The following is a 25,947-nucleotide window of genomic DNA, read 5'->3' as shown; positions in this document are numbered from 1 at the left end:
CTGCCCCCACTTCCTATCCTGATGTAATTTAGGTCAATGCCCATATCTATTTACTACCCTTATTGCTTGGTTGGTAAACGTCCGCTCCCTCACGTGTGGCCCCGTAGACCCATCGCCGTGGAGGCCTTGTCCCCTTGTCTGCCCAGCAGGAAATGGCCTACAGGTTATGGAATGTATAGGGAACCTGATAGGAGTGATCCCGATTTGTCATCCCCATTCTCTGAAGCCATATCCTCTTACCTCCCGGACCTCCGGCGTTACTGCATGCAGCTTGCATCAGGGTCCAAGTGGGATGCAGAGGACATCGAGCAAGAATCCTTAATAAAAATTCACAAAGCCCTTGAGCAGTCCCCTGACCGGCCCATCACCAAAGCCTATCTGTATCGGATAGCGCGGAATACGTGGATCGATTCCTACCGTAAGCACACCGGGAAACCCGTTCTGCTGCCCGATGCCGGCAATGATCGGGAATATCATGAGAGCCGCTTCTTGGTAAGGGAGACGCTGGAGCTGCTCGCAGCCCAACTCACGGCACATCAGACGGTATTGATCATTCTGATCGACATTTTCTCGTATACGGCCAGGGAAGCTGCCCAACTGATACAAAGCACCGAGGGAGCCGTGAAAGAAGCATTGAAACGGGCCCGTAAACGGTTGAAGGGAATTCGGGCAAGCGGAGAAATTCATGGTTACGCCCTGCCATCCGAGCGGAATCAGGAGAGCCGTGACACTTTGGAATGGATGGAATCCTTGATACGCGGCTTTCAATCTGCCAATCCGTACGCCATTGCCAACGCCTATCTGTCCATGCAATCTCGGCGTATTCAGCTGCAGCGGGTGCAGCGTGCCGGGGAGAGGCTTCTTTTTACCTTCCGTGATCCGGACGGTCATCTACTTACCATGACAACAGAAATTTTTTGGGACCCCGTTTCTTATGCACCCTCTTCTTCCGTTTAATTTAATTGAGATCGCATATATAGCGAAGTCCTCAGGATAGAACTATCAAAAAAGGAGTGTATAATCAATGGCAGCAACCCCCCACCGGATAGCTGTAATTCAGTGGCCTGTAAAAAATGTAGAGCGATCGCTAAAGTGGTACCAGGATGTGCTCGGCGTTACGCTGACCTTCCCTTTTACCCCGGGAGATCCTGCGGCCTGGCTCTGCATTGGCGATGCCGGGTTCGGTCTTGTGCAGACAGAAGATGTTCCTCGGCTGGAATTTACGGATTCACAAGGCAATCTTCAATCCATCGTTCAATTGCAGGTGAATGAAATTCACGAGGTATACCAGGACCTGCAAAATAAAAAGGTAGCCGTCAGCGATATGAAATATATTCCGGATGGCGGCTACAGCTTCAGCCTCACCGATCCGGATGGAAATACCGTCAGTCTCTGGGGCGGCTGGCCTTCACCCGGCGAAGAACAAGCGGAATAAATTTCCCAGATGAGCAAAAAAGGCTGTTCCTTCAAAGCAGATTAATCTGCTATGAGGAACAGCCTTTTACTTCTTTAACAACGTTCGCAGCCTTACTTAATCCACGAATAAAACATCTGTTCATTGTATGCACGAAGAAGTGTGTACCGGCTGTACCGAACCTTGTGGGCTTCACGCAGGCTCCGCATCAGCAGCTCGCTCTGGATCGGGAGCTCCGACACGGCTGCTGGGCCGCCCACCATTGACATCAGATCGCCAAGCTCGGACGGTTCCGGGATCCCTTTAATCCCTTCGCTGATATCATCCCAATGACGGGAGATGCGCTCAGCCACAGAATCAACGTCTGTGGCAACATTACGGACGATCCCGAGTTTCTGCTCACCGAGGCGGTGATACAGCTTCGAGATTTCAATGCTGGCAGCGCCTACCTTAGCCCCGTGCAGCAGCTGCTTCTCCCCGAGCCGGATGAACTCCATCTCCCAGTAGTGGGACAGATGATGTTCAGCACCCGAAGCCGGATGGGATTGACCGAACAGCAGCATAGCCAGGCCGGATTCAATGAGTGCGCCCATTAAGGTGCGCACCCCCTCCTCGCTCCGCCGGGCAATCTGTTCCACCCCACTCACACATTGGCTGAGCGCGAATTTCGTAATGTCCGCCGAAAGCTGCAAATATGGCTCCTCTGCCACCAGGCTTCCAAACTTCCAGTCGAACAGGGACGTATACTTGCCCAGCATATCGCCAAAGCCAGCTGCGGTAAGCTCGGTGGGAGCAGACATGAGAATATCGACGTCGGCAAAAATCGCACTTGGCCCAATAGCCGGTATGGTTTTCTTCTGTCCCCGGATCATGATGGGAGCTCCCTTGGAATTGAAACCATCCACTGACGCGGCCGTTGGTATCGAGAGGAATGGAATCCCAGTGGTATAAGCCGCGTACCGGCTAATATCGTGGATCGTCCCTCCGCCAACTGCAAGCACAGCCTTCGCCCTGCTCTGCTGGATATCCAGTATGACCTGGATCAGGGAGGGTTCATCCGCGATGACATCCCCCTTCTGATCCGAAGAAAGCTTGGTAACCTGGACCTGAATAGCGGATTTCGTGAGCAGTCTCTCCAACGACTGGCCAGCCGCATCATAGGTATTGCCATCAACCACGATCACGACCACCGTCCATTGCTTCGTCTCTAGATAACCGGCGACCTCGCGTAGGGCTCCGGCTTGAATCCGGACAGAATCCACTTCATCCAGATTTGCATGCTGATGGACCGGCAAACCTGCCGCCAAGCTTCGGATGTTCGATAATAGATCGGTCATATCAGGGTGTCCTTCTTGCCTGTAACCGCCAGGGCCGGGAGCGGGTCGTTGCAGGTCATGCCGGTAACTCCACACTCCAGCGAGTACCTGACACCCTCCTCTTCGTCCGGGCAATAGCTCCAGACTAACAGCCCCTGTTCCTGGAACCGGGCAACAAGCGCTGGTGTAAGCAGCGACATCTCCACACCGATCGCCCACATCCTGGTATAGGTTCCTGCTTCGCCAGAGACAAAATGGGACATTTTCTCGCCGAGGAACCCTTGCGTCTTCAGACCATACGTATCGTGAATATAGGTCAGAACTTCTGCATCGAAGCAGGTGAATACACAGCGTGGCAGGTATCCGTATCGGCCCAGTATGGCAACGGCCCGATCAGCAGCCTCTATGGCGTCGGGACTTGGCTTAATCTCAATGTTGCACAATACCTCAGGATATTCCTTGAGCAGATCGCAGAGCTCTCCAAGCGTCGGAATTTTCAACCCTTCAAACTCATGTGCGAACCAGCCTCCCGCATCCAGAGACTTCAGCTCCTCCAGGGTAAAATCCCGAACCGCGCCCGAACCGCTCGTCGTACGCTGAACGGTTGCATCATGGATGACCACCACTTCATGGTCCTGTGATAGCCGGAGATCAAATTCCAGCATATCCACACCTAATTCAAGCGCCTTGCGAAAGGCCAGCAGCGTATTTTCCGGATAAGCTGCTTTGTACCCGCGATGTGCAGCCACCATCATACAGGATGGTTCCTGTAGTCGTTCGATCATATGTCCTGCACTCCTTTACCGATTGTTATTGGGCGAGAATCCGCTCCGTCTCTTTCTTGAAGGTATCCAGCGTAGCCGGAATATCCTTGCTATCGTACATAATCGCTTCAATAGCCGAGAAGAACTCATGCATAATTTCTGGCCATGCCACATCCTTATTGGTATCTACGGCAAATTCCAGCTGATCATAGGCGACTTTGCGATTCGGTTCTTTGGCCCACAGCGCTTGCATCTTCTCCGACTCCACCATCTTCTTCGTGAAGGGCAGGTATCCCGATTGCAAAATAAATTCCAGACCGCCTTCCTCCTCCATCTCCATCCACCGGATGAACTCCCACGCCGCTTCCTTGTTCTTGGAAGAAGAGAGCATTGTCACATTCGCGCCCCCGGTCGGATTCGCGTACACTTCGTCCTTCGGCAGGAATGCCGTCACGTAATCAAAATCCACCGTGCTGGACAGCCCGCCGATCGACCCCGTGGATTGATACATCATGCCGACCTTGCCTTCCACAAACATGCTGTTTACAATGTTGCCGGAATCCTGTGCCGGCGGATAATACAGTGCGCCCGTGCTTTGCAGGTCTTTAAGGTATGCAAACATTTTGGTGCCGGCTCCGTTATCGCCGAATCCTATCGACGAATGGTCATCATTGAAAAAGGTGCCGCCCGCCTGCGAGATCATGGCAATGGGATACCAGGTGTCATAAGGCATCGTAACTCCGTAACGTTTATACTCGCTGCCTTCTTTGACAACCAGCGCATTTGCGACTTCCTTCATCTCCTCCCACGTGGTCGGAATTTGCAGCCCCAGCTCATCCAGCAGCGTTTTATTCACATGCAAAATCGGGGTGGAACGGTTAAGCGGCAGTGACACCAATTGATCATTGAAGGTGGAGTGCCCCATCAGCCCCGGCGTGAAATCATCGACACTGATGCCGGAGCCTTCAAGATAAGGCGTCAGATCCTCCAGCACCTCCGAATCGGCGAACATCTGAACGTAGGCGCGCTCCAGCATGCTGACATCGGGACCGGTACCGGAGGCAATCGCCTGCTGGAGCTTGGTAACCGTCTCGTCATAACTTCCCTGGAACGTGCCGACAACTTCAATATCTTCATGGGATGCATTGAAGCGCTGAATAAGCGCGTCCATGTACTCCCCGTTCTTGCCTCCGAGCGAGTGCCAGAACTGAACCGTGGTCTTCCCCTTATCACCGGACGGAGCTTCGGTGCCCCCGCCTCCCGGCGCTTCGCCAGTCTCCCCGGAACCTCCTCCACTGCACGCGGCAAGCAAACTGAACAGCAGGATGACGGATAGCAGTGAATACCATTTGGATTTCATTCGATTCATTCCTCCATTTAATTATTCGATTATGATTTGTATAAACCTGTCATTTCCTGTAATTATTTAATGCCTGAATAAACAAATGCCTTCACGATATGCTTCGAGCAAAACAAATACACAAGCAGGATAGGCACCACCAGAATGACGTTTCCGGCCATAATGATATGCCAGTTGCTGATGCCCTCCGTCTCCCGGAGCATGGCAATGCCCAAGGTCAACGGCCGGACAGCAGCCGAATCCGTCATGACGAGCGGCCAGAAATAATCATTCCAGTGACTGACAAAACTGAACAGCGCAATGGTAGCAAGTGCCGGCTTCGACATGGGGATCATAATTTTCCGCATAATTTTGAATTCATTGGCGTTATCAAGACGGGCCGCTTCGATAATCTCTTCCGGGATCTGCATGAAATATTGCCGCAGCAGGAAGATGCCAAAGGCATTCGAGATGAACGGTATGATCTGCGGCAGCAAGGTTTTTACCAGGCCCCAGTCCGCCATCATCAGATACACCGGAATGAAGGTAACCTGTCCCGGAATCATGAACGCCAGCAGAATCATGCCAAACAGCAGGGTTTTGCCAGGGAATTTGTATTTGGCAAAGGCATATGCAGCCGGAATCATGATCAGGAACTGCAGAACGATGATGGAACCCGTAACCACAACGGAGTTCTTAAAATAGGTCAGGAAAGGACCGGCATTCATGGCCTCCATGAAATTGCCCCATTGCGGCGAAGCCGGAATCCAGGTCGGCGGAAACGTCATCGTCTCCCGAAATGTCTGGAGCGAGGTGGAGATCATCCACAGAAACGGGAAGATAAAAATCATGAGAACCGCAGCCTTCAGTACATAGCCGAGCATGATCCATACGGTTTTTAATTCAAAGGTCTTCAAACTGTGCCTCCTTTCTGCATGGACGCGCCCTTTATTGATAGTGAACCTTCTTGGACAGCAGCCGGAAATAGATGAACGTCAGCAGACCGATAATCGCCATGAGTACAACGCCGGTTGCTGCCGAGTACCCGATATTGGTCGTTCGGAAGCCGTATATGTAGTACACAAGCGTGGTTGTTGCATTGTTCGGTCCACCGCCTGTCATCACCTGAACCGTATCAAATACCTTGAAGGAACCAATCGTCATGATGATCAGGATAAAAAACAGCTGTGGCGAAATCATCGGCAGTGTGATTTTATAAAACACCTTGAACTTACTGGCGTTATCCAGCGCAGCCGCTTCATAAATGCTCGGCGAAATGCTCTGCAAGGCCGCTACGATAATCAGCGTGTAGTAGCCGATGGCCTGCCAGACCGATACGATAATGATCGAGATTAATGCTGTCTTGGAGCTTTGCAGCCATGCAGACGGCGGGAGCCCGACCAGCTTAAACACATAATTAAGCAGACCTTGATTCGGCTCCATCAGCCACAGCCACACCAGCGAGATCGATACGATGGATACGACATGAGGCGTGAAAATCCCGGCCTGAACGACGGAGTTGAAACGGCTTTTTTTGTTAAGCCATACCGCAATCAGCAGAGACAGCAGCATGGTCAATACCACAACGCCGGCTGTATAGATGGTCGTGTTCCAGAGCGCCTTGTAGAAATCGCCGCGGCCCAGAATCTGCGTGAAATTATCCCATCCGACAAACTTGCTCTTGTCTTTGTTCATCAGATTGTATTTGAACAAACTTAAGTAAATCAGATACCCTACCGGATACATCACGAACAGCATAATGCCCGCCATCGCCGGTGCGATCAGCACATAAGGTCTGAGCCCCTCCCATATTCGCTTCTTATCCATGTACCAGCCCTCTCAGCCGCTCCATGAACTCCCGGTAACGAGCATCCTGCTCCTCGACCCGCTTCTCGTCTGCACCGAAAAAAAACAATTTATCGGCTGGCACGCCGAGATAAACCTCCTGATCCACATGGAACTCATCTTCCAGGCACTTCACCATGAATGCCTGACCCTCCGTCGTTTTCACCTGATAAATGGTCTCGGCGCCCAGCATTTCACGCGTGATGATCTCACCCTTAGCCTTATAATGAAACGAGCCGGGCTCTTTACCAACCACGACACTCTCCGGACGGAAGCCGAATGTTGTGTTATCGTTGCCAAGCGGCGCAATGTTCATCGGAGGAACCCCGATAAACTGTGCGGCAAACCGATTGCTGGGCTTGCGGTATACTATCTCCGGCGGCGCCTCCTGCTGAATGACGCCTTTGTTCATAAGCACGATGGTATCGGCCATCGACATCGCCTCTACCTGATCATGGGTCACGTACACAAAGGTTGTTCCGAGCTTCTTGTGCAGCTCAATCAGTTCAATCCGCATCTGAACCCGCAGTTTTGCATCCAGATTAGACAGCGGTTCATCCATTAGGAATACCGACGGGTTCTTGACCATCGCCCGGGCTAAAGCCACCCGCTGCCGCTGTCCGCCGGACAAGGTGGATGGCCTGCGGTCCAGGTAATCGTTCAATCCGACGGTTTCTCCAATGGTCTCTACCAGACGTGTCCGCTCCGCTTTGGGAACCTTGTTGTTCACAAGACCGAACTCGATATTTTCGCGGACCGACATGGTCGGATAGATTGCATAGTTCTGAAATACCATGGCCACGCCACGTTTACCCGGTGCAATCCGTGTAACGTCCTGGCCATTGATGAGAACGGAACCGGAGGTTTGAGGGTCAATGCCCGCAATCATCCGCAGGAGCGTGGTTTTCCCGCACCCTGACGGACCTACCAATACGGTGAATTTGCCATCCTCAATGGTTAGATCCAAATTCTGAATGACGGGTTGACGATCAAACCACTTGCTTACTTTCACAAATTCAATAGATGCCAAGAGCGATCCCCCTCACGAAAATGTAATGATGCTATCATGACAAGCAAATAATGAACAAAATTCATTGAAATGAAAACCTTTACATGCTCTCGATAATAAATACGCATCAAATGCACATGTAATGATCATTTTTGCTCATTTTTATTTAGTTTGATTGTAAATCTGCAATATTAGGGGAGTGTTAGGCCTTCGTACGGATTTTGTAAATTCGCATAGCATCAAGGGGTTTAACATTGCGTTAACATAGTGAGGGTACACTGTAGAGACATGGAATCCATAAGCATAAAAGAGCAAAAGTGCGCATTGTATGTACAAACGCATCTAATTCATTCATCGTCTTAATAGGAAGGGAGATATCATCGATTGCTGGCACATGAACGAAAAAAAAGAATCATTGATTATGTAAGACAATACCGTACGGCAACGGTTGCTGCACTGGCATCGGAATTCGGCGTTCATACGGCCACCATCCGCCGGGATCTGGCGGAGATTGAACAGGAAGGCGCTTTAAAGCGTACGCACGGCGGCGTCATCATGGAGCAATGGACGCATAACGAGCCATCATTTAATGAACGAACCAACTTTCATCGGGATGAGAAGATTCGGATTGGCCAGCTCGCGGCATCACTTGTGGAGGACGGCGAGAATATCATCATTGATTCGGGGACAACTACCCTTCATATTGCTACACATCTGGTACACCGCTCGGACATTACCGTCATTACCAACGACATGAACGTGGCTGTCGAACTTCGCGATGCTCCAGGCATCAAGGTTATTCTGACCGGCGGGGAGCTCTACCCGTCCAGTTATATGCTGAATGGCATGTTCACCGATCATGTACTGAAATCACTGCATGTGGAAAAAGCGTTCATCGGGACCCCTGCCCTTCATCCGCAGTATGGCTTAATGCACCCGGAGGCACTGCTCGTCCCGGCCAAGCAGAGCATGATTCAGGCTGCCGGTGAGATCGTTGTTGTCACAGACCACAGCAAGATTGGCAAGCTGTCCCTGCATACCGTTGCACCCAACAGCGCCATTCACACCCTTGTAACCGGCGCTTCGGCATCCGACTCGGATATTAAGCCATTTCAAGAACGGGGCATCACGGTATACCGGGCTTAAGGATGGTTTCCTTCTGGTTCACCTGCGAAAAACACAAAAAGCACCCGTATGGGTGCCCTGATTAAGCTGCTGCCAGCCAGCAGCTTTCCTATTTATTATTATGAAATCATGTATTTACCGGTTCCATCATGCCTATTAAAGGGATTGTAAAGGTAAAACATGCTCCTTCGCCAGAAGTCTCCTCCAGCCAGATTCGACCATTCATCAGCTCCGTTAGCTGTTTGCAGATCGACAGGCCAAGACCCGTTCCGGTGTATTCCCTGGTCACTTCAGCATGGTGGGCTTGAGAGAAGGACTTGAACAAGCGATGTCTCCGGTCAGCTGGAATGCCTATTCCCGTATCTCGAACGGATATCTTGATGGCTTGCGTTTCTGGAGAGATCCCAACAGCGACCGATACCTCTCCTTCACTCGTGAATTTGATGGCGTTGGAGATCAAATTGATAAGCACCTGCCTAATCTTATTGGCGTCTGCTGTCACCTTCTCAGGCACTTCATCGCCAATAACGACATGGAGTCGGATCCCCTTACGCTGCACGTCATTCATAAATAGGCTGGTCACCTGCTTCATCAGCGGACGGAGGTAAAACGGCTCCATAACCAGCTCCATCTTGGTATTCTCGACCTTGGAATACTCCAGGATATGTTCGATCATGGAGAGAAGCGATTCGCCGCTCTGCTCAATCAGCTCCACGTATTCCCTCTGCTCCTCATCAAGCGAGGTCAACTGCAGCAATGCCGACATCCCCATAATCCCGTTCATCGGAGTGCGGATTTCATGACTCATCACGGCCAGCAGCTCTGACTTCTCTTGCAAAATTCGGTCGTTCTCATCTTCCATCTGCTTCAATTCATCGATGGTGGACTCCAATTCAAGCATATCTCCAAAGAATGCCGAGAGTGATAACAGCAAATCAATATCCTCTTGGCTGTACTCGTAAAAGTTATGATCGAAAGCACACAAAGAGCCATAGATCTCGCCCGAGCTTGTAACGATCGGAACGCCCATAAACGAGCATCCGCCAACAAACCGCGTGGCATCCATGTCCTTCGTCAACGCATGCGTCAAATTATTCGGTATCACAAGCGGTCCTTCCGATTTCTCAATAACAAGATGACAATAGGAATCCTCGTTCGCTACGATCAAGCCTTCCTCAAGCATAATCGTTTCCCGGTTAAACGATTTCAAAACGGTTGTTGTATGCCGGTCGTTCAGTGCGATGCAGAAGGTATTGGCCTGCATTAATCGGCTGGAAGTCTGGATCACTCTAGCTGCAGAATCATATAATTTCGTGGATATTACGGTCAGTACATCAACATAATCCGTCTTTAACATGATTCTCCTCTCGTTCTAACAAAATGCCGCCTTCTTACCTTCATATCATAGCATTCTCATAACAAAAGTAAAGTTTGGACGTTTCTGCCATTGCATAAAAAAAGATCCGGCAGTCATAGGACGCCGGATCTCTCGTACTGTTGGTTAAGGGATTACCTTCCATACTTCGGCAGATCCAGGAGTTTCACCTTGTGTCCACCATTTCGCTTCATAGTTCACGCCATTGTGGCTGACTTTATTGCCATTGGTATAAACAGCTGTTGCACTCCAAGCCGGGTAGGCCGTTGAGCCTCCGGACGTTGACACCGTAAGCGGTGCCGATGCGGAGGATTTGCTGCCTGAGCTGTTAACAGCTACCACAGTATACGTATAAGACGTGCCTGCAGTTAAACCTGTATTGTTGTAAGACGTTGTAGTGGATGTACCCACAAGTGTTCCGTTACGGTAGATTTCATAGCTGGAAGCCCCTGTGGAAGCTGTCCAGGCCAAGGAAACACTACTGCTTGTTTGGGATGGGGAAGTCAGTCCCGTCGGTGCCGGTACGCCTGGATTCGGAGTTCCGCCGCCGCCACCGAAGTCAACATCGATCGCGTTATAAAAAGCATTAGGTGTATCAGCTACTTCCCATACAGCCAGGATTACATGGTATCCGGATTTAGCAGGGACGTTACAAGTGGAAGCATAGTTTGTTGGAGGTTTAGCACCGCCGTAGTCAATGGAGCAGAAAGGCGTCAGATCAAAGGAAGCTCTGCTCAGTGGAGCATTTTGATTCCAGCCGTCTTTCGTGATGTAGTATTTCCAGCTTGCCGTCGCATGGTTGGCTGTCAAATGCCATTGGAACGTTTTGGTTCCCGGGGTAATGCTTACTTTGCTCCAGCGTGTTGCAGATTGCTCATCAAGTTTAGGGAACACACCGCCTGCACTGGCGATTTTGCCATCAGCAGGACCGGCGTTTGGCCAGCCCTTAGGGGCTTCCAAACTTTGCGGCTCATACACGATTGCCCCGCAATCGGTGTTTTGCCCCTGCTTACACAGAATGGCGCGGCTTCCCGGAGAATCGACATACCCGTGGGCAAAAGCCTTATCTGCAAATAAAACCATGAATAAAGCCATCAATAACATCGTGGAACCAGCAATAATCAGATTTTTGAGCCAAGCTTTGTTCGGCAAACTTAAAGTCATACAATATTTCCTCCTCTTAATGTTGAATTTATAATTAAAGCGTTTCCACAACCTCCGGGCTGCGCTTCCCACCTCCCTTCATTTAGACAAGTGTTGCGATCTGAATTGACTGAACTTGGAGATATAATCAAAAAGCGAATGTCCAAGCTTTACCAGTGCTATAATTATTTTAAAGCATATGGAATCGGTATCCCATAATACTAATCAACGATTTATTACACATATCAATGAAATTGGATAAATATGTAACTTGTTATGTAATGAAAAAGCGCATTTTTTGCTGAAAAAGATCACAAAAAAAGCATGCCTCCCATAAGGATTCATGCTTTCGTTCCAAACATTCAGTCCATTCGTACTGCCGGGCAGAACGGAACGGCATTATTCGACTCCGTCCTTAAAGTGCTTCTTGTAATGTTTATCGCCTTTGTGCTCCAAATCCTCAATGGTAAGCTCCAGGGTATGCACAATCTGTTCCTTGACCTGATTCAACGTGTCAAAATACACATTTTCCTCCGCCCCTACGATACGCGTACCACTAAGTGCCTGAACGGCCTGGTAGACCCGGTGCTGTTCGGCCAAATCATCGACTGCCTTCAGTGTATGTTTCATCTGAAGAAACAGGTCTTTATGGTGCTGGGTGGTTAAACGCTTCTCAAGCTCTTCGATTCGGGCATTCACAGCAGATCTCCCCTTCATATTATGATGCTTCCGATTATACTTTGTGCGATCGTCTTTTTCCAATAAATTCTTCTTATATATATCACGGTTTCTTGGTTGCTAAACAGGAAATCGCCCCCTGCTCAGCGAACTATGATAACGTTAACATTCTGCACAATTACATACCTTGGCATTACAAAAATGATCAAACATTTGGAGGTAGCAATGGAAAACAACGGACTCGGCGGAAAAAGCATCATCCTCAGGCTGGAAATGAATACTCAAGAGATTAAATTCGGTCAGGTCGCATCCGCGATATTCGAAGCTGGAGGAGACATGGTCGCTATCGACGTCATTCAGGCGAGCGGCAACATCACCGTGCGGGATATTACCATTACGGTAACGGACAGCGTTGATATCGGCAAGATCACAAATAGCGTGAAGGAATTAAAAGGGGTTCGTCTCGTCAACGTTTCAGACCGTACATTCCTGCTGCATCTCGGCGGCAAAATCGAGACCCAGCCCAAAATTCCAATTCAAAACCGGGATGATCTATCCCGTGTCTATACACCAGATGTTGCCCGGGTGTGTACAGCCATTCAGGAGGACCCGAAAAAAGCCTTCACACTGACGATTAAAAGAAATACGGTGGCTGTTATTTCGGACGGCAGCGCAGTACTCGGTTTGGGAAATATCGGCCCTTATGCGGCCATGCCGGTCATGGAAGGGAAATCCATGCTATTCAAGCAGTTTGCCGGCGTAGACTCCTTCCCCATCTGTCTGGATACTCAGGATACGGAAGAGATCATCGCTTGCATCAAAGCTTTGGCTCCGGCTTTTGGCGGCATTAATCTGGAGGACATCTCCTCCCCTCGCTGCTTCGAGATTGAGCAAAGACTGCGCGATGAGCTGGATATTCCGGTATTCCACGATGATCAGCACGGTACAGCAGTCGTTCTGTATGCCGCACTCATCAATTCCCTGAAAATTGTCGGCAAATCGATTGATAACGTCAGAGTGGTGGTGTGCGGCATCGGCGCGGCTGGTATAGCATGCAGTAAAATCCTGATGTCGGCCGGCGTTAAGGACATCATCGGTGTCGACCGCGAAGGCGCCCTGGTTGCAGGGAAGGAATACGGCAATAAGATGTGGCAATGGTATGCCGAGCATACGAATCCGAATAAGGTTGAAGGTACTTTACGCGAGGTGATTCAAGGCGCCGACGTGTTCATTGGACTCTCTGCCGGCGGTCTGCTGCGCCGCGAGGACGTACAAGCCATGGCCGAGAATCCGATTGTGTTTGCAATGGCAAACCCTACGCCGGAGATCAGACCGGAAGAGGTGGAAGATATCGTCGGGGTGATCGCAACCGGGCGTTCGGATTATCCGAACCAAATTAATAATGTCCTCTGCTTCCCGGGTATTTTCCGTGCTGCTCTTGACTGCAGAGCGACCACGATTAATGAGGAAATGAAGCTGGCGGCTGCCGAAGCCATTGCATCGGCCGTATCGGACGAGGAACGCAACCCATCCTATATCATTCCTAGTGTCTTCAACCAGAACGTTGTAAAAGCCATACGTGATCTTGTCGTAAAAGCCGCCATCAAAACCGGCGTGGCCCGGAGAATCCCGCGTGAATAAGAATTCCCTCATCCGGAAGTTCAACAAGCAGGCTGCTCGATATGAGAGGAATACAAGACAGCGCAGCCTCGGTGAATGGAGACAACGGCTTCTTCAGGATGTCGAGGGACATGTGCTTGAAGTCGCTGTTGGCGCCGGTGCCAACTTCCCCTTTTATAATAGAAGCAAGGTGGACGTAACGGCAGTCGATTTCAGTCCCGAGATGTTAAGCCGGGCACGGCAGATGGCCTCTGAACTTGGCATCCAGGCGACTTTCCAGGAGCAGGACATCGAGACGCTGGAGCTTCCGGAACGGTCTTTTGACTGCGTGGTCTCTACCCTTTCATTGTGCGGTTATAAAGATCCGGTCAAAGCACTCAATCAAATCAACCGCTGGGCGAAACCCGGCGGCCGCATTTACCTGCTGGAGCATGGCATGAGCACGAACCGGCTGCTCGGCTATGCGCAGCATCTGCTCAATCCGGCGGCACGGCGGATATCCGGCTGTCATTATAATCGGGATATGATCGAGATCGTGGATGCCTCGGCGCTGAAGGTCGTTAAGACAGAACGCTACTGGAACGGCATTATCCACCTGATCTGGGCGCAAGCAACCTGACCTTTTCATTCATTCATTTGAACCTGTCTGCATAGTTTTAACGTGAGCCCTTATTAATTGATCTGGAGGAACTTGTTATGAATACAAGGCCTGATTCTCATGAGTATTTGCCCCTCGCTGAACCGTACGTCTCTCTGGTCCCTGAGGGCAGCATAACGGAGATTTTGCAGCAGCAGCATGATGAAACGTTAAAATCGCTCAGCGATCTGACGGAAGAACAAGCCAATTACAAGTATGCAGAAGGCAAATGGAGCTTAAAACAGGTGGTTGGGCACATCGCCGATGTTGAGCGCTTGTGGAACTACCGCATCCTCTACATTGCGCGGGGGGATGCCCGTGAATTCTCGGGTTATGACCGCGAAATTTTTGTCCGGAATTCTCCCTTCGGCAGTCTTCCGTTGAGAGAAGCCCTTAAAGATTACGCCGCTGTCAGGCAGTCCAGCATTACGCTCGTAGGAAGTTTGACGGAGGAAGCGCTGCTGCGCGAGGGCACGTTCAACAATTACCCCCTCTCCGCCCGCGCTGCCGCTTACGTCATTGCAGGTCATGAGCTTCACCACCTGAATATTCTCCGGGATAAATATTTAACGTAATGTAAGACCTGTGCAAGATTCTTCGTCATCTTGGCTGCTTCACGTATCTACATAAACAAAAAGAGGAGGCCCTCTATAAAGGCCTCTTCTTTATCGTTTTCAAACCTAATCCCAATTCCAAACCTCGATGCGGCCCAAGCGGAATTCCCGGAATTGCGGCTGCTCCTTCAGCTTCTCCAGCTCCCGCACAGGTCCCGTCACGGTAGCGCCGTAAACCTGAACCCCATGTTTCTTCAAATATGCCAGCCGCTGTTTGTCTAAGTCCACACCGTTGTATTGAATGCTCTCGGTCAGCCATTTGAGGTCGGAGATCATATTCGCAGTATGCTCCGACATCTTGCCTACATCCTCAGCTGTAAAATAGAGCCCCCACATAGACAGTCGATTGTCCTCCTCGAACGCGTACAGGGGCCGCAGGGTGAGGTGCGGAACATAATAGTCTTTGCCACCGGCAATGTTTGAACCAACCTCGAATTCCTTAAGCTCTCCAGCATATACGGGCATTCCCGTCACGGCCAGGTCATAACCTTCCAGAAGTTTCAGCAGCTGCTCGGGCTGCATTAAAGTCATCGTTGAAAATGACATATCCGCTACATTTCCGTCATCCATTCTGCCTAATTGCTCGATCCCCTCCTCCTTGCGCTGTTGATCAGGCGGCGTCGTTTGTTCAGACATAATCGATGAAGGCAGAATAAATGCCCCCTGCATATCACTGTCACTATTCAGATAAGCCCCGGTATCTCCAACGGAATACGTCAACTCGCCAAACAATGGCTGCTCAGCTCGAACCTCACCGGTAATGACTTGCCATCCCCCGATATCTCTATATAACTTCAGCGTTGCCTTCTGGGTCAGGAGGGGCGTAACCTCAACATTCGGAAGACCCGTTTTCTCCACCTTAACGCCGTTTCCATGCAGCTCTACCGCCGTGATAACAGACCGGATAAACGTATCATTCCTCTCCGGGGTATCAAAAAATATCTGACTGAGCGACAAATACAGCACGTACAAAAGATAGAACAGCAGCAGCGCTCCCACCGCATTCGACAACAGCCTCACGCGCGTCCGCCACACCATCCGGTTAAACTTCTTCTCGCTCCACTCGGGCTGTTCATCCTCGAAATCCCCGTTCCGGAGCACTTGCTTCTCCTGATCCTCATCATTGCGCATACTTCTACGCCTCCCCTTCTCACCTAGACAACGGTTCTAACGCGCAAATGTTACAGGTAAAAATAAAAAAATCGTCACAGCCGCAACAAATGCTGCTGCCATGACGATTCCACATTCATTCATCTATTATTGCGCTTCAGAGGACGACGTGTTCTGTCCATCCCAGCACTCCACATCATGGAGCCCTGGAATGCTGTCCTTGGTGAAGACAGGATCCAGACCTGCCCGCTTCTGCTTCAAGTAGTCCTTAAGCGCAGCGAAGGCCTTCCGGGAAAGGAGTGTGATCGCCACAAGGTTTACGATGACCATCAATCCCATAAATAAATCCGCCAGATCCCACACCAGCTTCACGCTTGTAACCGAACCAAAAATGACCATAGCCAGCACGGCTACCCGATAGATCCAAACCCAAGCCCGGTTCGACTTCAAAAATTCGATGTTGGTCTCCCCGTAGTAATAATTGCCGATCAGCGTACTGAACGCAAACAGGAAGATCATAATCGCCAGGAAGTCGGACGCCCACGCTCCCATCTCCATACCCAGGGCAGCCTGCGTCAGCGCGATCCCGTCAAGCCCGGTCTGCTTGTACGCGCCGGTGAAGAGAATAATGAAGGCCGTGCTTGTACATATAACCAGCGTATCGATCAGCACACCAAGCGCCTGCACCAGCCCTTGCTTCGCAGGATGGCTTGTCGTTGCGGTTGCTGCGGCGTTCGGTGCACTCCCCATTCCCGCTTCGTTGGAGAACAGGCCTCTTTTGATTCCGTTCAGCAGCGCCGCACCGATAGTCCCGCCAGCGATTTGCTCATAGCCAAACGCGCTTTTGACAATAAGAACTAACACTTCCGGCAGTTTGGTAATGTTGGCTAATACGATAAAGAGTGCCGCACCGACATAAACCACGGCCAATACAACAACGATCAGCTCCGACATTTTGGCAATCCGCTTCACTCCGCCAACGATGATCGCCGCAAATATAACCGCCATGATGATCCCAATGGTTAAACGATCCGCGCCAAATGAATTCTCGAAGGCAATCGTAATGGTATTGGATTGAACCGCGTTAAAGACAAGGCCGAATGATAACGTGATCAGGATTGCAAACAGCACACCCATCCACCGTTTCTTCAATCCTTGCTCCATGTAATAGGCCGGACCGCCACGATAACCGCCCGCTCCGTCCTTTACTTTATAAATCTGAGCCAGCGTGCTCTCGATAAAGCTTGAGGCTGACCCGATAATCGCAATAATCCACATCCAGAACACTGCCCCGGGGCCGCCAAGGGAGATGGCCAGAGCAACCCCCGTAATATTCCCTGTCCCGACACGCGCCGCCATACTGATGGCAAATGCCTGAAAGGGCGAAATACTGCCCTTTGTTTTACTTTTGGGTTCGCGGATTACCCGGAGCATTTCACCGATCAAACGAAACTGCAGGAATCTGGTCCCCACTGTGAAATACAGGCCAACCGCAATCAGCAATACGATGAGCAGTTTAGACCAGAGAAAATCATTAAAGATATTAACGGCATGCTGTACAATTTGATCCATATTCTACCCTCGCTATATAAGTCATCACCCATGGTGTAGGTTTGTGAAAAATAGTCCAATTTTCATCTAACCATTACTTCCCCCTCAAATACAAGAGGTTAATTGTGGAAATCAGGGGCTTGATGAACAGCGCGGGTTCTTCTTGGCCTTCCATATAAGAGAAGTCCCTCTCCACTGCGTGTTAACAACAGTGAGAGGGACTTGCAATCAGAGCAGGGCAACTCTCTTCAGCTTGCCTTATATGGATGGAGGTTTTGCGCCCGTATAGATCAGAATCGCATCCCGAAGGAACTCCGCAGTTCCGGGATGCTTCTCATCGTAATGGGCCGTAAAGCGCTCATCGTCGACATACATCTGAGCAAGGCCAGCATGGGCTTCCTTGCTGTAATCGTTCCAATAATAAGTGAGCCACCGCTTGTGAAGATCGGCTGCCTTCTGCGCCAGATCGCTGGCCGGATCGCCTTGCTTGAACGCTTCGGCCAGCGTCTCGTACAGCTCCTCCGCGAGGCGCGTCACCTCATCATGCTGTGCCTGCGTCATATTTTTCAGCTTGGCATTTGATTTATTCACAGTCTCTTCGCCATACTTCGCGCGAATTTCCTTACCGTATTTCTGCTCATTGTCCTCAATCAACCTCTGTTTGAATCCTTCGAATTTCTCTTGGTCACTCATGGTCATTCTCCCTTCCGTGGAGGCGATCGTGTTCTCCACATTGGTAATCAGCATATCCAATTGCTTTCTTTTGTCCAGAAGCTGTGCATGGTGTTCCTGGAGCGCCCGGGATCTGTTGAAGGATGGCGAGGTCAGAATTTCTTTGATACCGTCCAGATGAAGCCCGAGCTCCCGGTAAAATAGGATCTGCTGCAATTGATCGACCTCCTCCTGCCCATAAATCCGATATCCCGACGAGTTGATCCTGGCCGGCTTCAGAATGCCAATCTCATCGTAATACCGAAGCGTCCGGGTACTGATTCCTGCCAACTTCCCAAGCTTCTGCACCGTGTATTCCATGGTTTCACCTCCTGACAACACCACTGTACACCTTCACGTAACGTTAAGGTCAACACATTGCGCGAAAAAAATTCAGAGCCAAACCAAAAAGTCCCCCACACAAGGTGGAGGACTGACTGAAAACTCGCCCCATAGGATAGCGGGCGACCTCTATCATGAATAGCGGCGGGGCAGCATCCATTATCTTAACGTAACTGCACCTGGTTCAAGCAAATGATACATTGTTATACCGCTTCATCTTCGGTATCGGTTTTAGCAGCAGCTCCTGATTTATCCGCGTCCGTATGCTTCTCGTTAATCCACTGCTTCAAGGGCTCGGTCATTTGATCTTTCAGCTTTTGCAGCAGCTGCTCCTCTGTAATTCCCTTGGTGGCAGCCAGCTCGACCAACGATTTACCATCTTCCATGCCTGCCTTGAGCTCGTCCTCCGTTATACCGAGCAGGGCGGCTATTTCCTCCGGATTACCGAATTTCCCGAAGCCATGCCCCCCTCTGCCATGACCTTTCATCCCAAAACCGGGATCACTGCTCGCCACCATTTGCTCCAGACGGGCACTTAGCCCCTCCTTCCACTCGGCTGCTTCGGTTTCCGTAATACTGCCTTCGCTCAGACGTTCCTCAATCTTGGCGGTCTCCAGATCGGTCAGCTTCTGTACCAATACAGCTTTCGTCATCCCTTTACCTTCGGCAATCTCGGCAAATGTACTGCCGCCTTCAAGCGCCGTTCGGATCTCGGCCTCGGTCAGTCCGAGCAGCTCAGCCGTTTCTTTCAAGATGTTGCCTCCGCGGGGACCTCCTCCCTTATGATCCATCCGCTTACCCTCCCATTTCTTTACGGAATCAGATGTGCCTGTCTGCCCTTCCTCAGTAACCGAGGCGGAAGTGTCCGTGCTTGCCGCGGCGTAGGTCTTGCTCTGCAGATATCCGGCTCCTCCCAGCAGAATCGCTGCCGCCATGCTGCCCACTAATACTTTTTTACTTATCGGATTCATCGTAATCTCTCCTTCAGGGTTATAGTTTGTCTTACCATTTGAAGTATAGAGAAGGAAGCTGAAAGTAAACTTAGGGGAAGATTATGCCAGGCTTAGGCCTAGCTGAAGGTTTGCTGAATGCGGGGTCGACAACGTAGAAAACCAGCTGATCCTGCACAAAAAAACCGCCGGGGATGGCCTCCCGGCAGTTCATGTTCATCCATTCTCTTCATGATCATATAGCATGCAATTCCATATTGCCTAACCTATTATGGAGGGCCTTCATTCATCCCCCTCATCCGCAGCTTCCTGAATGGCCCGATTGGCCAGGTTAGTCAGCACCATGTCGTCCATTGGCGGGTTATGAAGCCCTGCCCGAACATCCCTGTACATTCTCTCCAAGGGGAGATTCCGGGATAGACTTAATCCACCGACTATCCGCATAGCCTGATCTACAATCCGAACCGCTGCGTTGGTCACGATGTATTTGGCGAGACCGAGTTCGGGCTTTAGCGAAGCGCGGTTCTCCACTTCCTTGTCCCAGCGGTCGGCCGTTTGATACAAATAGCTTCGGGCTGTGAGCAGATCCACCTCGATTTGAGCGATCTGGCGTTTAATATTCGGCAATTCCGCAATGGGGACTGTCAATGAATTCGGTTTATGATGTCGTGCAAAATCGATAGCAAAATTGCGCGCGGCATAGGCAATCCCCATATAACATGCCGGTATGTGAAGCAGGACGCCTTCTGTAGGTACGGGTTCCTCAGGTTTCTCATAATCAAGTCCACGGATCACTTCCGCATCCGGCACAAATACATCCTCCAGAATCACGTCATGGCTTCCTGTCGCCCGCATGCCCAGCGTATTCCAGGTCTCCTCAACCTTGACACCGGGCCCGCTGCGAACCAGAAATGCACCAACCTTCTCGCTGTGCTCCATTCCCGCCGTAACAACAAACTGCTTCAAAATCGGACTTAAGGTGCTGAAGGTTTTACGTCCCGTAATGCTCCAGCCACCCGTCACCCGCCGTGCAGTCGTCTCCGGCCTTCCGCCCCGGCTGGGGCTTCCCGTCGCAGGCTCGCTTGCCAGCTCATTCATGACGACGCCTTCGGCCACAACGTCCTTGCACAGCTTCTCAAATAACGGCGCCGGCCAGGCACCGGAAAGACGCAGCTGCAGCATTTGCCCAATATGCCAGCCGACGGCCAGCGCAGTGGACCCGTCCCCTCGGGCAAGCCTTTCCTGGGCAAGCACCATCTCGTAGACGGAGGCTTCTTCTCCGCCGAAGGATTCCGGCACGGTCAGCTTCAGATAACCCGATGCCTTCAGGTCTTCAAAATTCTCGAACGGAAACGATCCCTCCAGATCATGCTTGGGTGCTCTTTCCGCGAATTTCGCTCCGAGCTGGTCGGCCCGAGCAACAATCCATGCTTCGCGTTCATTACGTATGAATGGATCTGTAGAACCGAATCGATTCAAGGTCGTCCCCTCCTCATTAACCCATTATTCCGATGGCTATATACATAAAATTGTAGCAACCCTATTTTGGAGTGTCAATGAAGGGCTAAATAACGTTTCCTGCCAGAAATGAAGCGATGGCTTCATTCACCTCATCCGGGTTATCCAGATTCGTGGCGTGGTGGGCGTTCCGGATGATTTCCAATCGCGCATTCGAAATTCTCTCCAGCATGTATTCCTGCTGCCTGCGGATCATCGTGTCGCTTTCGCCCTGAAGAAGCAATGTTGGACACTGGATCTTGTGCAAGTCCTGCCTGCTCTCCATTCGGGTAACCGCATCCCATATCCGAACCCAATCGCGATGCGTTATGGAGCCGAAGGCTTCCTCGATATAGGCTTGATTGTCCTTATTATATTTGGATAACATCTTGCCCTGGATTTTCCCCGATAAAGAGATCGGCATGAGGTAACTCGACCAACGGTTCAGGGGCACAAACATTCGCTCGAACCAATTGAACGCATTCGTGAATGGAGTGCCTATCAGTACCAGCGCTTCAACCTTGTCAGGATAGCGAACTGCAGTCTGTAACGAGATATGACCGCCCAGAGATAACCCGCATAGGATAGCTTTATCTATGTTCAGATGATCCAGCAGATCCGCCAAATCCCGGCTAAAATCCTCCGAATTCACTTGTCCATCGGGCAGGGCAGACGAACCATGTCCCCGAATATCCCACACGACGGTTCTATGAGTTTGCGAGAAACAGTCGATCTGCGGCCGCCATTGCTTATGATTCCAGGAGGCCCCGTGCGTAAACACAAGCGGCTTCCCTTCCCCTTGTACTTCATAATACAAATCGACTCCACTTCCGTTATAAACTGGCATGACGCTCCCCCTTCAACTCATGAAATTACGGCTTATCGCTGTTTGTTAACGAGGCAAATATCACATCAAAGCACTCATCAAACAGTTCGTCCAATGACCGGTTGGACTCTTTAATCCAGATCAGCATGGCACCGCTGATGGCAGCCTGTAATACCCTGCTGAGCGAAGCGACATCACATGGAATGATTTCGTTGTTTGTTATCGCCTGGTTCAGCATCTGCCGGGTAAACTCATCGATCAGCCGCAACCGGTACTGCGTCTTCTCCAGCAGATCGGGATCGGCCGTACTCTCCAAATAGAAGGAAGTGTGGTTAGCCAATTCAACGGGATGGCTCATACGTGAGGTAGAGTGCTTGAACACGGCCTTTAGTGCATCGATTCTGGGTTGATCAGACAGGCTGGCCTCATGGAAGGCTTGCCGGGTTAATTCAATGACATAATCGCTGTATGCCAGGAACATATTCTTCTTCGAGCCGAATCTCTTCATTAAGGCTGCCGGCGAGATATGCATTTCATGCGTGATATCCGTTAACGCTACTTGACCGTAGCCTTTTTTGCACAGCGCTCTGTAGACGCCATCAAATATGGCCTCGTCTTGAAATTCGCGAGGTCGTACCATCCAATACACTCCAATCAATTAGTGAATGATTATTTACTAATCATTATTTCATAGACCTTTTTACATGTAAACCCTTAATTCCCGGCCACTTATCTTAGAAACGTGAAATATGTCTTATTCTCTTAGGCGGGTTTAACCTCTATACTGTCAGTAGAAGGAAACCATAATCTAGGAGGAGCTGAGCAAATTGCGTACGAAGTTCGTTTACCAGGCACCTGCAAACGGTTATCCCGAATGGAATAATAACCCCCATATCTTTCAGCTAAATCGTCACAAGGCACACGCTTATATGATGACGTTCCCATCCGAATCCGAAGCGTTAAACCACGACCACTCCTTGTCCCCCTTATATAAGTCATTGAATGGGACATGGAAATTCGCTTTTGCGGAAACACCGGAAGCACGCATTCGCCATTTCCATGAAACCGATTATGATTCCAGTAGCTGGGCCGATATTCCCGTCCCTTCCCATTGGCAGCTTCAAGGCTATGACTATCCACAATATACGAATGTCAGATACCCTTGGTCCGATTCGGAGCCTGAATTGAAAGCTCCCTTCGCGCCAACCCGATATAATCCCGTAGGCTCCTACATCCGGGAATTCACGGTACCCGATACATGGGAGGGGCAGCCGGTTTATATTAGCTTTCAAGGTGTTGAATCCGCTTTCTATGTATGGGTGAACGGCGAAATGGTCGGGTATAGCGAAGATACGTTCACACCGGCCGAGTTCGATATTACTCCCTATCTGATCAAGGGCGGGAACAAATTGGCTGTTGAAGTATACCGATGGTGCGATGCGAGCTGGCTTGAGGATCAGGATTTCTGGAGACTTAGCGGCATCTTCCGTGACGTCTACCTCTATTCGGTCCCTGCGCTTCATATCTCGGATTTCTTCGTGCGGACGATTCTCGATGATGATTACCGGAATGCCGAATTGCAGATTGATGCAGCCATCACGAATTATTTTAATGAAACCATCGATAAGGACACCCTTCGGCTTGAGGCGCTGCTGTACGATCATGATCATCGACTGGTTCAGAAGCAATCACTCACCATCGCGGATTACATTATTGATGAGGACACCTTCTCCCTGGGCATGGACGTTCATCAGCCTGAACGATGGAGCGCGGAATCCCCCTGCCTCTACACTGTAGTTCTGGCATTGAAAGATTCAGACGGTGCATGTCTCGGAGCCGTAAGCTGCCGCACGGGCTTCCGCCGCTTCGAGCTTAAAAACGGATTGATGCAAATCAATGGGCAGCGCATTCTGTTCAAGGGTGTCAACCGGCACGAGTTCTCCCCTGATACCGGACGGGCTCTAAGCCGCGAGGACATGATCACCGACATCGAACTGATGAAGACCCATAATATTAATGCGGTACGGACGTCCCATTACCCGAATCAATCCATATGGTATGACCTTTGCGATGAATATGGCCTATATGTCATCGATGAAACGAATCTGGAGACACACGGCACCTGGGTGTATGGGCAGCAGGAACTGAAGGATACGGTTCCGGGCAGCAAACTCGAATGGCGCGACAACGTATTGGACCGCTGCAATTCGATGTTTCAACGAGACAAGAACCACCCCTCCATCCTCATCTGGTCATTAGGCAATGAGTCTTTTGGCGGCGACAACTTCATAGCAATGCATGATTTCCTTAAGGAGGTCGATCCATCGCGGCTGGTTCATTATGAAGGGATATTCCACTACAGGGAATCCGAAGCCGCCAGCGATATCGAGTCCACCATGTATGCCAAGCCGCAGGATGTGGAGAAGTATGCAACCAGCAATCCGGGCAAGCCCTACATTATTTGCGAGTACAGCCACGCGATGGGCAATTCATGCGGCGGGCTTCACCTCTATTGGGAGCTGTTTGAGAAGTATGACATCTTACAGGGAGCCTTCATATGGGATTGGATCGATCAAGCGATTCGCACCCAGACGCCGGACGGTACAGAATACCTTGCATATGGCGGGGATTTTAACGAGACGCCGCATGACGGCAATTTCAGCGGGAACGGCCTGATCTTCGCGGATCGCAGCAAAACGCCAAAGCTGGATGAAGTGAAAAAATGCTATCAGAACGTCAAATTCGAAAGCACCGATCCTGCCGCAGGTCGGATTCGGGTCAGCAACCGCTTCTTGTTTACCAATCTGGATCAGTATCTTGTACAATGGGACGTGCAACTAAACGGAGAAGAGAGCCAATCCGGTACACTTCAGCTTTCCCTGCCTCCGGGCGAGCATACCGAATTCTCGATTCCCCGCTTTCCTATGGAACATAATGGAAAGGAAGCGATTCTCACCCTCTCCCTCGTGAGGAAGGAAAGCGTCAAGTGGGCGCCAGCCGGACATGAAGAGGCCTGGGAACAGTTCGCTCTTACACCATACGTTACGGAAAAATCGGAGCACGGCGCTCATGGGCAGACGGATGCCTTGCTGAATGTTACCGAGTCTGAAGAAGACCTCCTCATCACAGGGTCTGCCGTTTCGCTGTGCTTTAACCAGATCACCGGCGATCTGACATCTTACGCGCTGTCCGGCAAGGAATACTTGCGAGCTCCCGTCAGACCTAATTTCTGGCGGGCCGTTACCGATAACGATCTGGGCAACCGCCTCCCTGAACGCTGCGGCGTATGGAGAACCGCCCATAATCAGCGGAAGCTGATATCGCTGAGCTGGCAAACCGAGGGCCCTGCCGTTATCGTCTCCAGTCAATATCAGATGGAGACCCACCCCATATCCAGCCTGACCCTGGACTATCGGATCTTCCCTGACGGAACGCTTCATGTGCATGAAACTTTCATTCCTGGCAGCGGCTTGCCCGAGATTCCGGAAATCGGCATGCTGTTCCTGCTGGATAACGAACTGGACACCCTCCGCTGGTACGGCCGCGGACCTCATGAGAATTACTGGGACCGGAAGACCGGAGCCAAAATCGGCCGATATTCGGGGAAGGTGGCGGATCAGTTTGTCCCCTATCTGAGACCCCAAGAGTGCGGGAATAAAACGGATGTCCGCTTCGCCAGCCTTAACGCAGGAAGCAGCGGCGTCAGCCTCCGCTTCGAAAGCCCATCGCTCATGGAGTTATGCGCTCTGCCGTGGACGCCGGATGAACTGGAACGTTGTGACCATGCTTATAAACTTCCCGCAAGCGATAAAACCGTCCTGCGCATCAACTACAAGCAGATGGGTGTAGGCGGCGACGACAGCTGGGGAGCGCCCATTCATGAGGAATTCACCCTGCCTGCAAACCGTACGTACAGCTTCGGATTCACGATTAGGCCAAGCCAAGGGTGAAATATACGAATGCTGGTTAACCGTGACCCATTGAGCAGCCAGAATATTGCGCAGAGGCCAGAACGCAGGTCACAGTGAGAATTCCGATAGAAACATAGAGAATATAACAAAAAAATGCCCTCTCACCTCCC

Annotated in this window: 23 protein-coding genes; 7 read left to right on the top strand and 16 right to left on the bottom strand. The window is 50.8% G+C overall.

Annotated features, from left to right (window positions below; all coding sequences use genetic code 11):
• The first annotated feature begins 204 nt into the window (after positions 1-204).
• Positions 205-957, top strand: coding sequence for an RNA polymerase sigma factor (locus M2277_RS19195; RefSeq protein WP_036638683.1), 753 nt, complete (start codon positions 205-207; stop codon positions 955-957).
• 67 nt (positions 958-1,024) lie between these two features.
• A complete protein-coding gene (locus M2277_RS19190; RefSeq protein ID WP_036638681.1) occupies positions 1,025-1,435 on the top strand; it encodes a VOC family protein in 411 nt (136 codons plus the stop codon).
• A 92-nt stretch (positions 1,436-1,527) separates the two neighbouring features.
• Here the strand turns inward: M2277_RS19190 and M2277_RS19185 are convergent, their stop codons facing one another.
• From M2277_RS19185 to M2277_RS19160, 6 genes are all read right to left on the bottom strand, one after another.
• Positions 1,528-2,751 (bottom strand): sn-glycerol-1-phosphate dehydrogenase, encoded by a 1,224-nt coding sequence (locus M2277_RS19185; protein ID WP_280755376.1) that lies wholly within the window; start codon positions 2,749-2,751, stop codon positions 1,528-1,530.
• A complete protein-coding gene (locus M2277_RS19180) occupies positions 2,748-3,515 on the bottom strand; it encodes a glycerophosphodiester phosphodiesterase family protein (protein WP_036638677.1) in 768 nt (255 codons plus the stop codon). Before M2277_RS19180 ends, M2277_RS19185 begins: the two co-directional genes overlap by 4 nt.
• A gap of 25 nt (positions 3,516-3,540) precedes the next feature.
• The gene (locus M2277_RS19175) at positions 3,541-4,854 is read right to left on the bottom strand and encodes an ABC transporter substrate-binding protein (protein WP_036638676.1); all 1,314 of its coding nucleotides are present in this window, start codon (positions 4,852-4,854) and stop codon (positions 3,541-3,543) included.
• Between the two features lie 62 nt (positions 4,855-4,916).
• Positions 4,917-5,750 (bottom strand): carbohydrate ABC transporter permease, encoded by an 834-nt coding sequence (locus M2277_RS19170; protein ID WP_280755375.1) that lies wholly within the window; start codon positions 5,748-5,750, stop codon positions 4,917-4,919.
• A gap of 31 nt (positions 5,751-5,781) precedes the next feature.
• Positions 5,782-6,660, bottom strand: a complete 879-nt coding sequence (locus tag M2277_RS19165; protein ID WP_006208128.1) for a carbohydrate ABC transporter permease — start codon at positions 6,658-6,660, stop codon at positions 5,782-5,784.
• Complete coding sequence (locus M2277_RS19160) at positions 6,653-7,708, bottom strand: ABC transporter ATP-binding protein (RefSeq protein ID WP_280755374.1); 1,056 nt, start codon at positions 7,706-7,708, stop codon at positions 6,653-6,655. Before M2277_RS19160 ends, M2277_RS19165 begins: the two co-directional genes overlap by 8 nt.
• A gap of 363 nt (positions 7,709-8,071) precedes the next feature.
• Between M2277_RS19160 and M2277_RS19155 the strand changes: the two genes are divergently transcribed.
• A complete protein-coding gene (locus M2277_RS19155; RefSeq protein WP_036638670.1) occupies positions 8,072-8,833 on the top strand; it encodes a DeoR/GlpR family DNA-binding transcription regulator in 762 nt (253 codons plus the stop codon).
• A gap of 106 nt (positions 8,834-8,939) precedes the next feature.
• Here the strand turns inward: M2277_RS19155 and M2277_RS19150 are convergent, their stop codons facing one another.
• The 3 genes from M2277_RS19150 to M2277_RS19140 form a co-directional block, all read right to left on the bottom strand.
• The gene (locus tag M2277_RS19150; RefSeq protein ID WP_280755373.1) at positions 8,940-10,169 is read right to left on the bottom strand and encodes a sensor histidine kinase; all 1,230 of its coding nucleotides are present in this window, start codon (positions 10,167-10,169) and stop codon (positions 8,940-8,942) included.
• Between the two features lie 144 nt (positions 10,170-10,313).
• Complete coding sequence (locus tag M2277_RS19145) at positions 10,314-11,351, bottom strand: lytic polysaccharide monooxygenase (RefSeq protein WP_006208124.1); 1,038 nt, start codon at positions 11,349-11,351, stop codon at positions 10,314-10,316.
• 378 nt (positions 11,352-11,729) lie between these two features.
• Positions 11,730-12,029 (bottom strand): hypothetical protein, encoded by a 300-nt coding sequence (locus tag M2277_RS19140; RefSeq protein WP_040680245.1) that lies wholly within the window; start codon positions 12,027-12,029, stop codon positions 11,730-11,732.
• Positions 12,030-12,233: 204 nt separating this feature from the next.
• On the opposite strand from M2277_RS19140, the gene M2277_RS19135 reads away from it, so the two are divergent.
• From M2277_RS19135 to M2277_RS19125, 3 genes are all read left to right on the top strand, one after another.
• Complete coding sequence (locus tag M2277_RS19135; RefSeq protein ID WP_280755372.1) at positions 12,234-13,649, top strand: NAD-dependent malic enzyme; 1,416 nt, start codon at positions 12,234-12,236, stop codon at positions 13,647-13,649.
• Positions 13,642-14,247 (top strand): class I SAM-dependent methyltransferase, encoded by a 606-nt coding sequence (locus tag M2277_RS19130; RefSeq protein WP_063478533.1) that lies wholly within the window; start codon positions 13,642-13,644, stop codon positions 14,245-14,247. Before M2277_RS19135 ends, M2277_RS19130 begins: the two co-directional genes overlap by 8 nt.
• A 77-nt stretch (positions 14,248-14,324) precedes the next feature.
• Positions 14,325-14,840, top strand: coding sequence for a DinB family protein (locus M2277_RS19125; protein ID WP_280755371.1), 516 nt, complete (start codon positions 14,325-14,327; stop codon positions 14,838-14,840).
• A gap of 105 nt (positions 14,841-14,945) precedes the next feature.
• Here M2277_RS19125 and M2277_RS19120 read toward each other — a convergent pair whose 3' ends face one another.
• The 7 genes from M2277_RS19120 to M2277_RS19090 form a co-directional block, all read right to left on the bottom strand.
• On the bottom strand, positions 14,946-16,010 hold the full coding sequence (locus tag M2277_RS19120) for an anti sigma factor C-terminal domain-containing protein (protein WP_280755370.1): 1,065 nt from the start codon (positions 16,008-16,010) through the stop codon (positions 14,946-14,948).
• Between the two features lie 126 nt (positions 16,011-16,136).
• Positions 16,137-17,561, bottom strand: coding sequence for an alanine/glycine:cation symporter family protein (locus M2277_RS19115; RefSeq protein ID WP_063478531.1), 1,425 nt, complete (start codon positions 17,559-17,561; stop codon positions 16,137-16,139).
• 237 nt (positions 17,562-17,798) lie between these two features.
• Positions 17,799-18,572, bottom strand: coding sequence for a MerR family transcriptional regulator (locus M2277_RS19110; RefSeq protein ID WP_280755369.1), 774 nt, complete (start codon positions 18,570-18,572; stop codon positions 17,799-17,801).
• Positions 18,573-18,796: 224 nt separating this feature from the next.
• Complete coding sequence (locus M2277_RS19105; protein ID WP_280755368.1) at positions 18,797-19,564, bottom strand: hypothetical protein; 768 nt, start codon at positions 19,562-19,564, stop codon at positions 18,797-18,799.
• 261 nt (positions 19,565-19,825) lie between these two features.
• Positions 19,826-21,022: an acyl-CoA dehydrogenase family protein gene (locus M2277_RS19100; RefSeq protein WP_006208115.1), complete on the bottom strand. Its 1,197-nt coding sequence runs from the start codon at positions 21,020-21,022 to the stop codon at positions 19,826-19,828.
• Between the two features lie 85 nt (positions 21,023-21,107).
• Positions 21,108-21,887 (bottom strand): alpha/beta fold hydrolase, encoded by a 780-nt coding sequence (locus tag M2277_RS19095; protein WP_063478529.1) that lies wholly within the window; start codon positions 21,885-21,887, stop codon positions 21,108-21,110.
• Positions 21,888-21,912: 25 nt separating this feature from the next.
• Positions 21,913-22,506 carry a TetR/AcrR family transcriptional regulator gene (locus M2277_RS19090; RefSeq protein WP_006208113.1) on the bottom strand — a complete coding sequence of 198 codons (594 nt, stop codon included), beginning with the start codon at positions 22,504-22,506 and terminating at the stop codon, positions 21,913-21,915.
• Between the two features lie 187 nt (positions 22,507-22,693).
• On the opposite strand from M2277_RS19090, the gene lacZ reads away from it, so the two are divergent.
• Positions 22,694-25,816 (top strand): beta-galactosidase, LacZ type, encoded by a 3,123-nt coding sequence (gene lacZ, locus M2277_RS19085; protein ID WP_280755366.1) that lies wholly within the window; start codon positions 22,694-22,696, stop codon positions 25,814-25,816.
• Positions 25,817-25,947 lie beyond the last annotated feature (131 nt).

It is taken from the genome of Paenibacillus sp. LBL (genome assembly GCF_029893715.1).
In the GTDB taxonomy this organism is placed as follows: Bacteria; Bacillota; Bacilli; order Paenibacillales; family Paenibacillaceae; genus Paenibacillus_AQ; species Paenibacillus_AQ glucanolyticus.
Note: the sequence above shows the minus strand (reverse complement) of the source record. Positions and strands in the feature narration are given on the sequence as shown.

Coding starts and splice junctions, on each gene's coding strand:
- M2277_RS19180 (WP_036638677.1), bottom strand. CDS start 3,515: ATGATCGAACGACTACAGGAACCATCCTGTATGATGGTGGCTGCACAT.
- M2277_RS19185 (WP_280755376.1), bottom strand. CDS start 2,751: ATGACCGATCTATTATCGAACATCCGAAGCTTGGCGGCAGGTTTGCCG.
- M2277_RS19150 (WP_280755373.1), bottom strand. CDS start 10,169: ATGTTAAAGACGGATTATGTTGATGTACTGACCGTAATATCCACGAAA.
- M2277_RS19110 (WP_280755369.1), bottom strand. CDS start 18,572: ATGGAATACACGGTGCAGAAGCTTGGGAAGTTGGCAGGAATCAGTACC.
- M2277_RS19175 (WP_036638676.1), bottom strand. CDS start 4,854: ATGAAATCCAAATGGTATTCACTGCTATCCGTCATCCTGCTGTTCAGT.
- M2277_RS19090 (WP_006208113.1), bottom strand. CDS start 22,506: ATGGTACGACCTCGCGAATTTCAAGACGAGGCCATATTTGATGGCGTC.
- M2277_RS19105 (WP_280755368.1), bottom strand. CDS start 19,564: ATGAATCCGATAAGTAAAAAAGTATTAGTGGGCAGCATGGCGGCAGCG.
- M2277_RS19095 (WP_063478529.1), bottom strand. CDS start 21,887: ATGCCAGTTTATAACGGAAGTGGAGTCGATTTGTATTATGAAGTACAA.
- M2277_RS19125 (WP_280755371.1), top strand. CDS start 14,325: ATGAATACAAGGCCTGATTCTCATGAGTATTTGCCCCTCGCTGAACCG.
- M2277_RS19145 (WP_006208124.1), bottom strand. CDS start 11,351: ATGACTTTAAGTTTGCCGAACAAAGCTTGGCTCAAAAATCTGATTATT.
- M2277_RS19135 (WP_280755372.1), top strand. CDS start 12,234: ATGGAAAACAACGGACTCGGCGGAAAAAGCATCATCCTCAGGCTGGAA.
- M2277_RS19190 (WP_036638681.1), top strand. CDS start 1,025: ATGGCAGCAACCCCCCACCGGATAGCTGTAATTCAGTGGCCTGTAAAA.
- M2277_RS19165 (WP_006208128.1), bottom strand. CDS start 6,660: ATGGATAAGAAGCGAATATGGGAGGGGCTCAGACCTTATGTGCTGATC.
- M2277_RS19115 (WP_063478531.1), bottom strand. CDS start 17,561: ATGGATCAAATTGTACAGCATGCCGTTAATATCTTTAATGATTTTCTC.
- M2277_RS19120 (WP_280755370.1), bottom strand. CDS start 16,010: ATGCGCAATGATGAGGATCAGGAGAAGCAAGTGCTCCGGAACGGGGAT.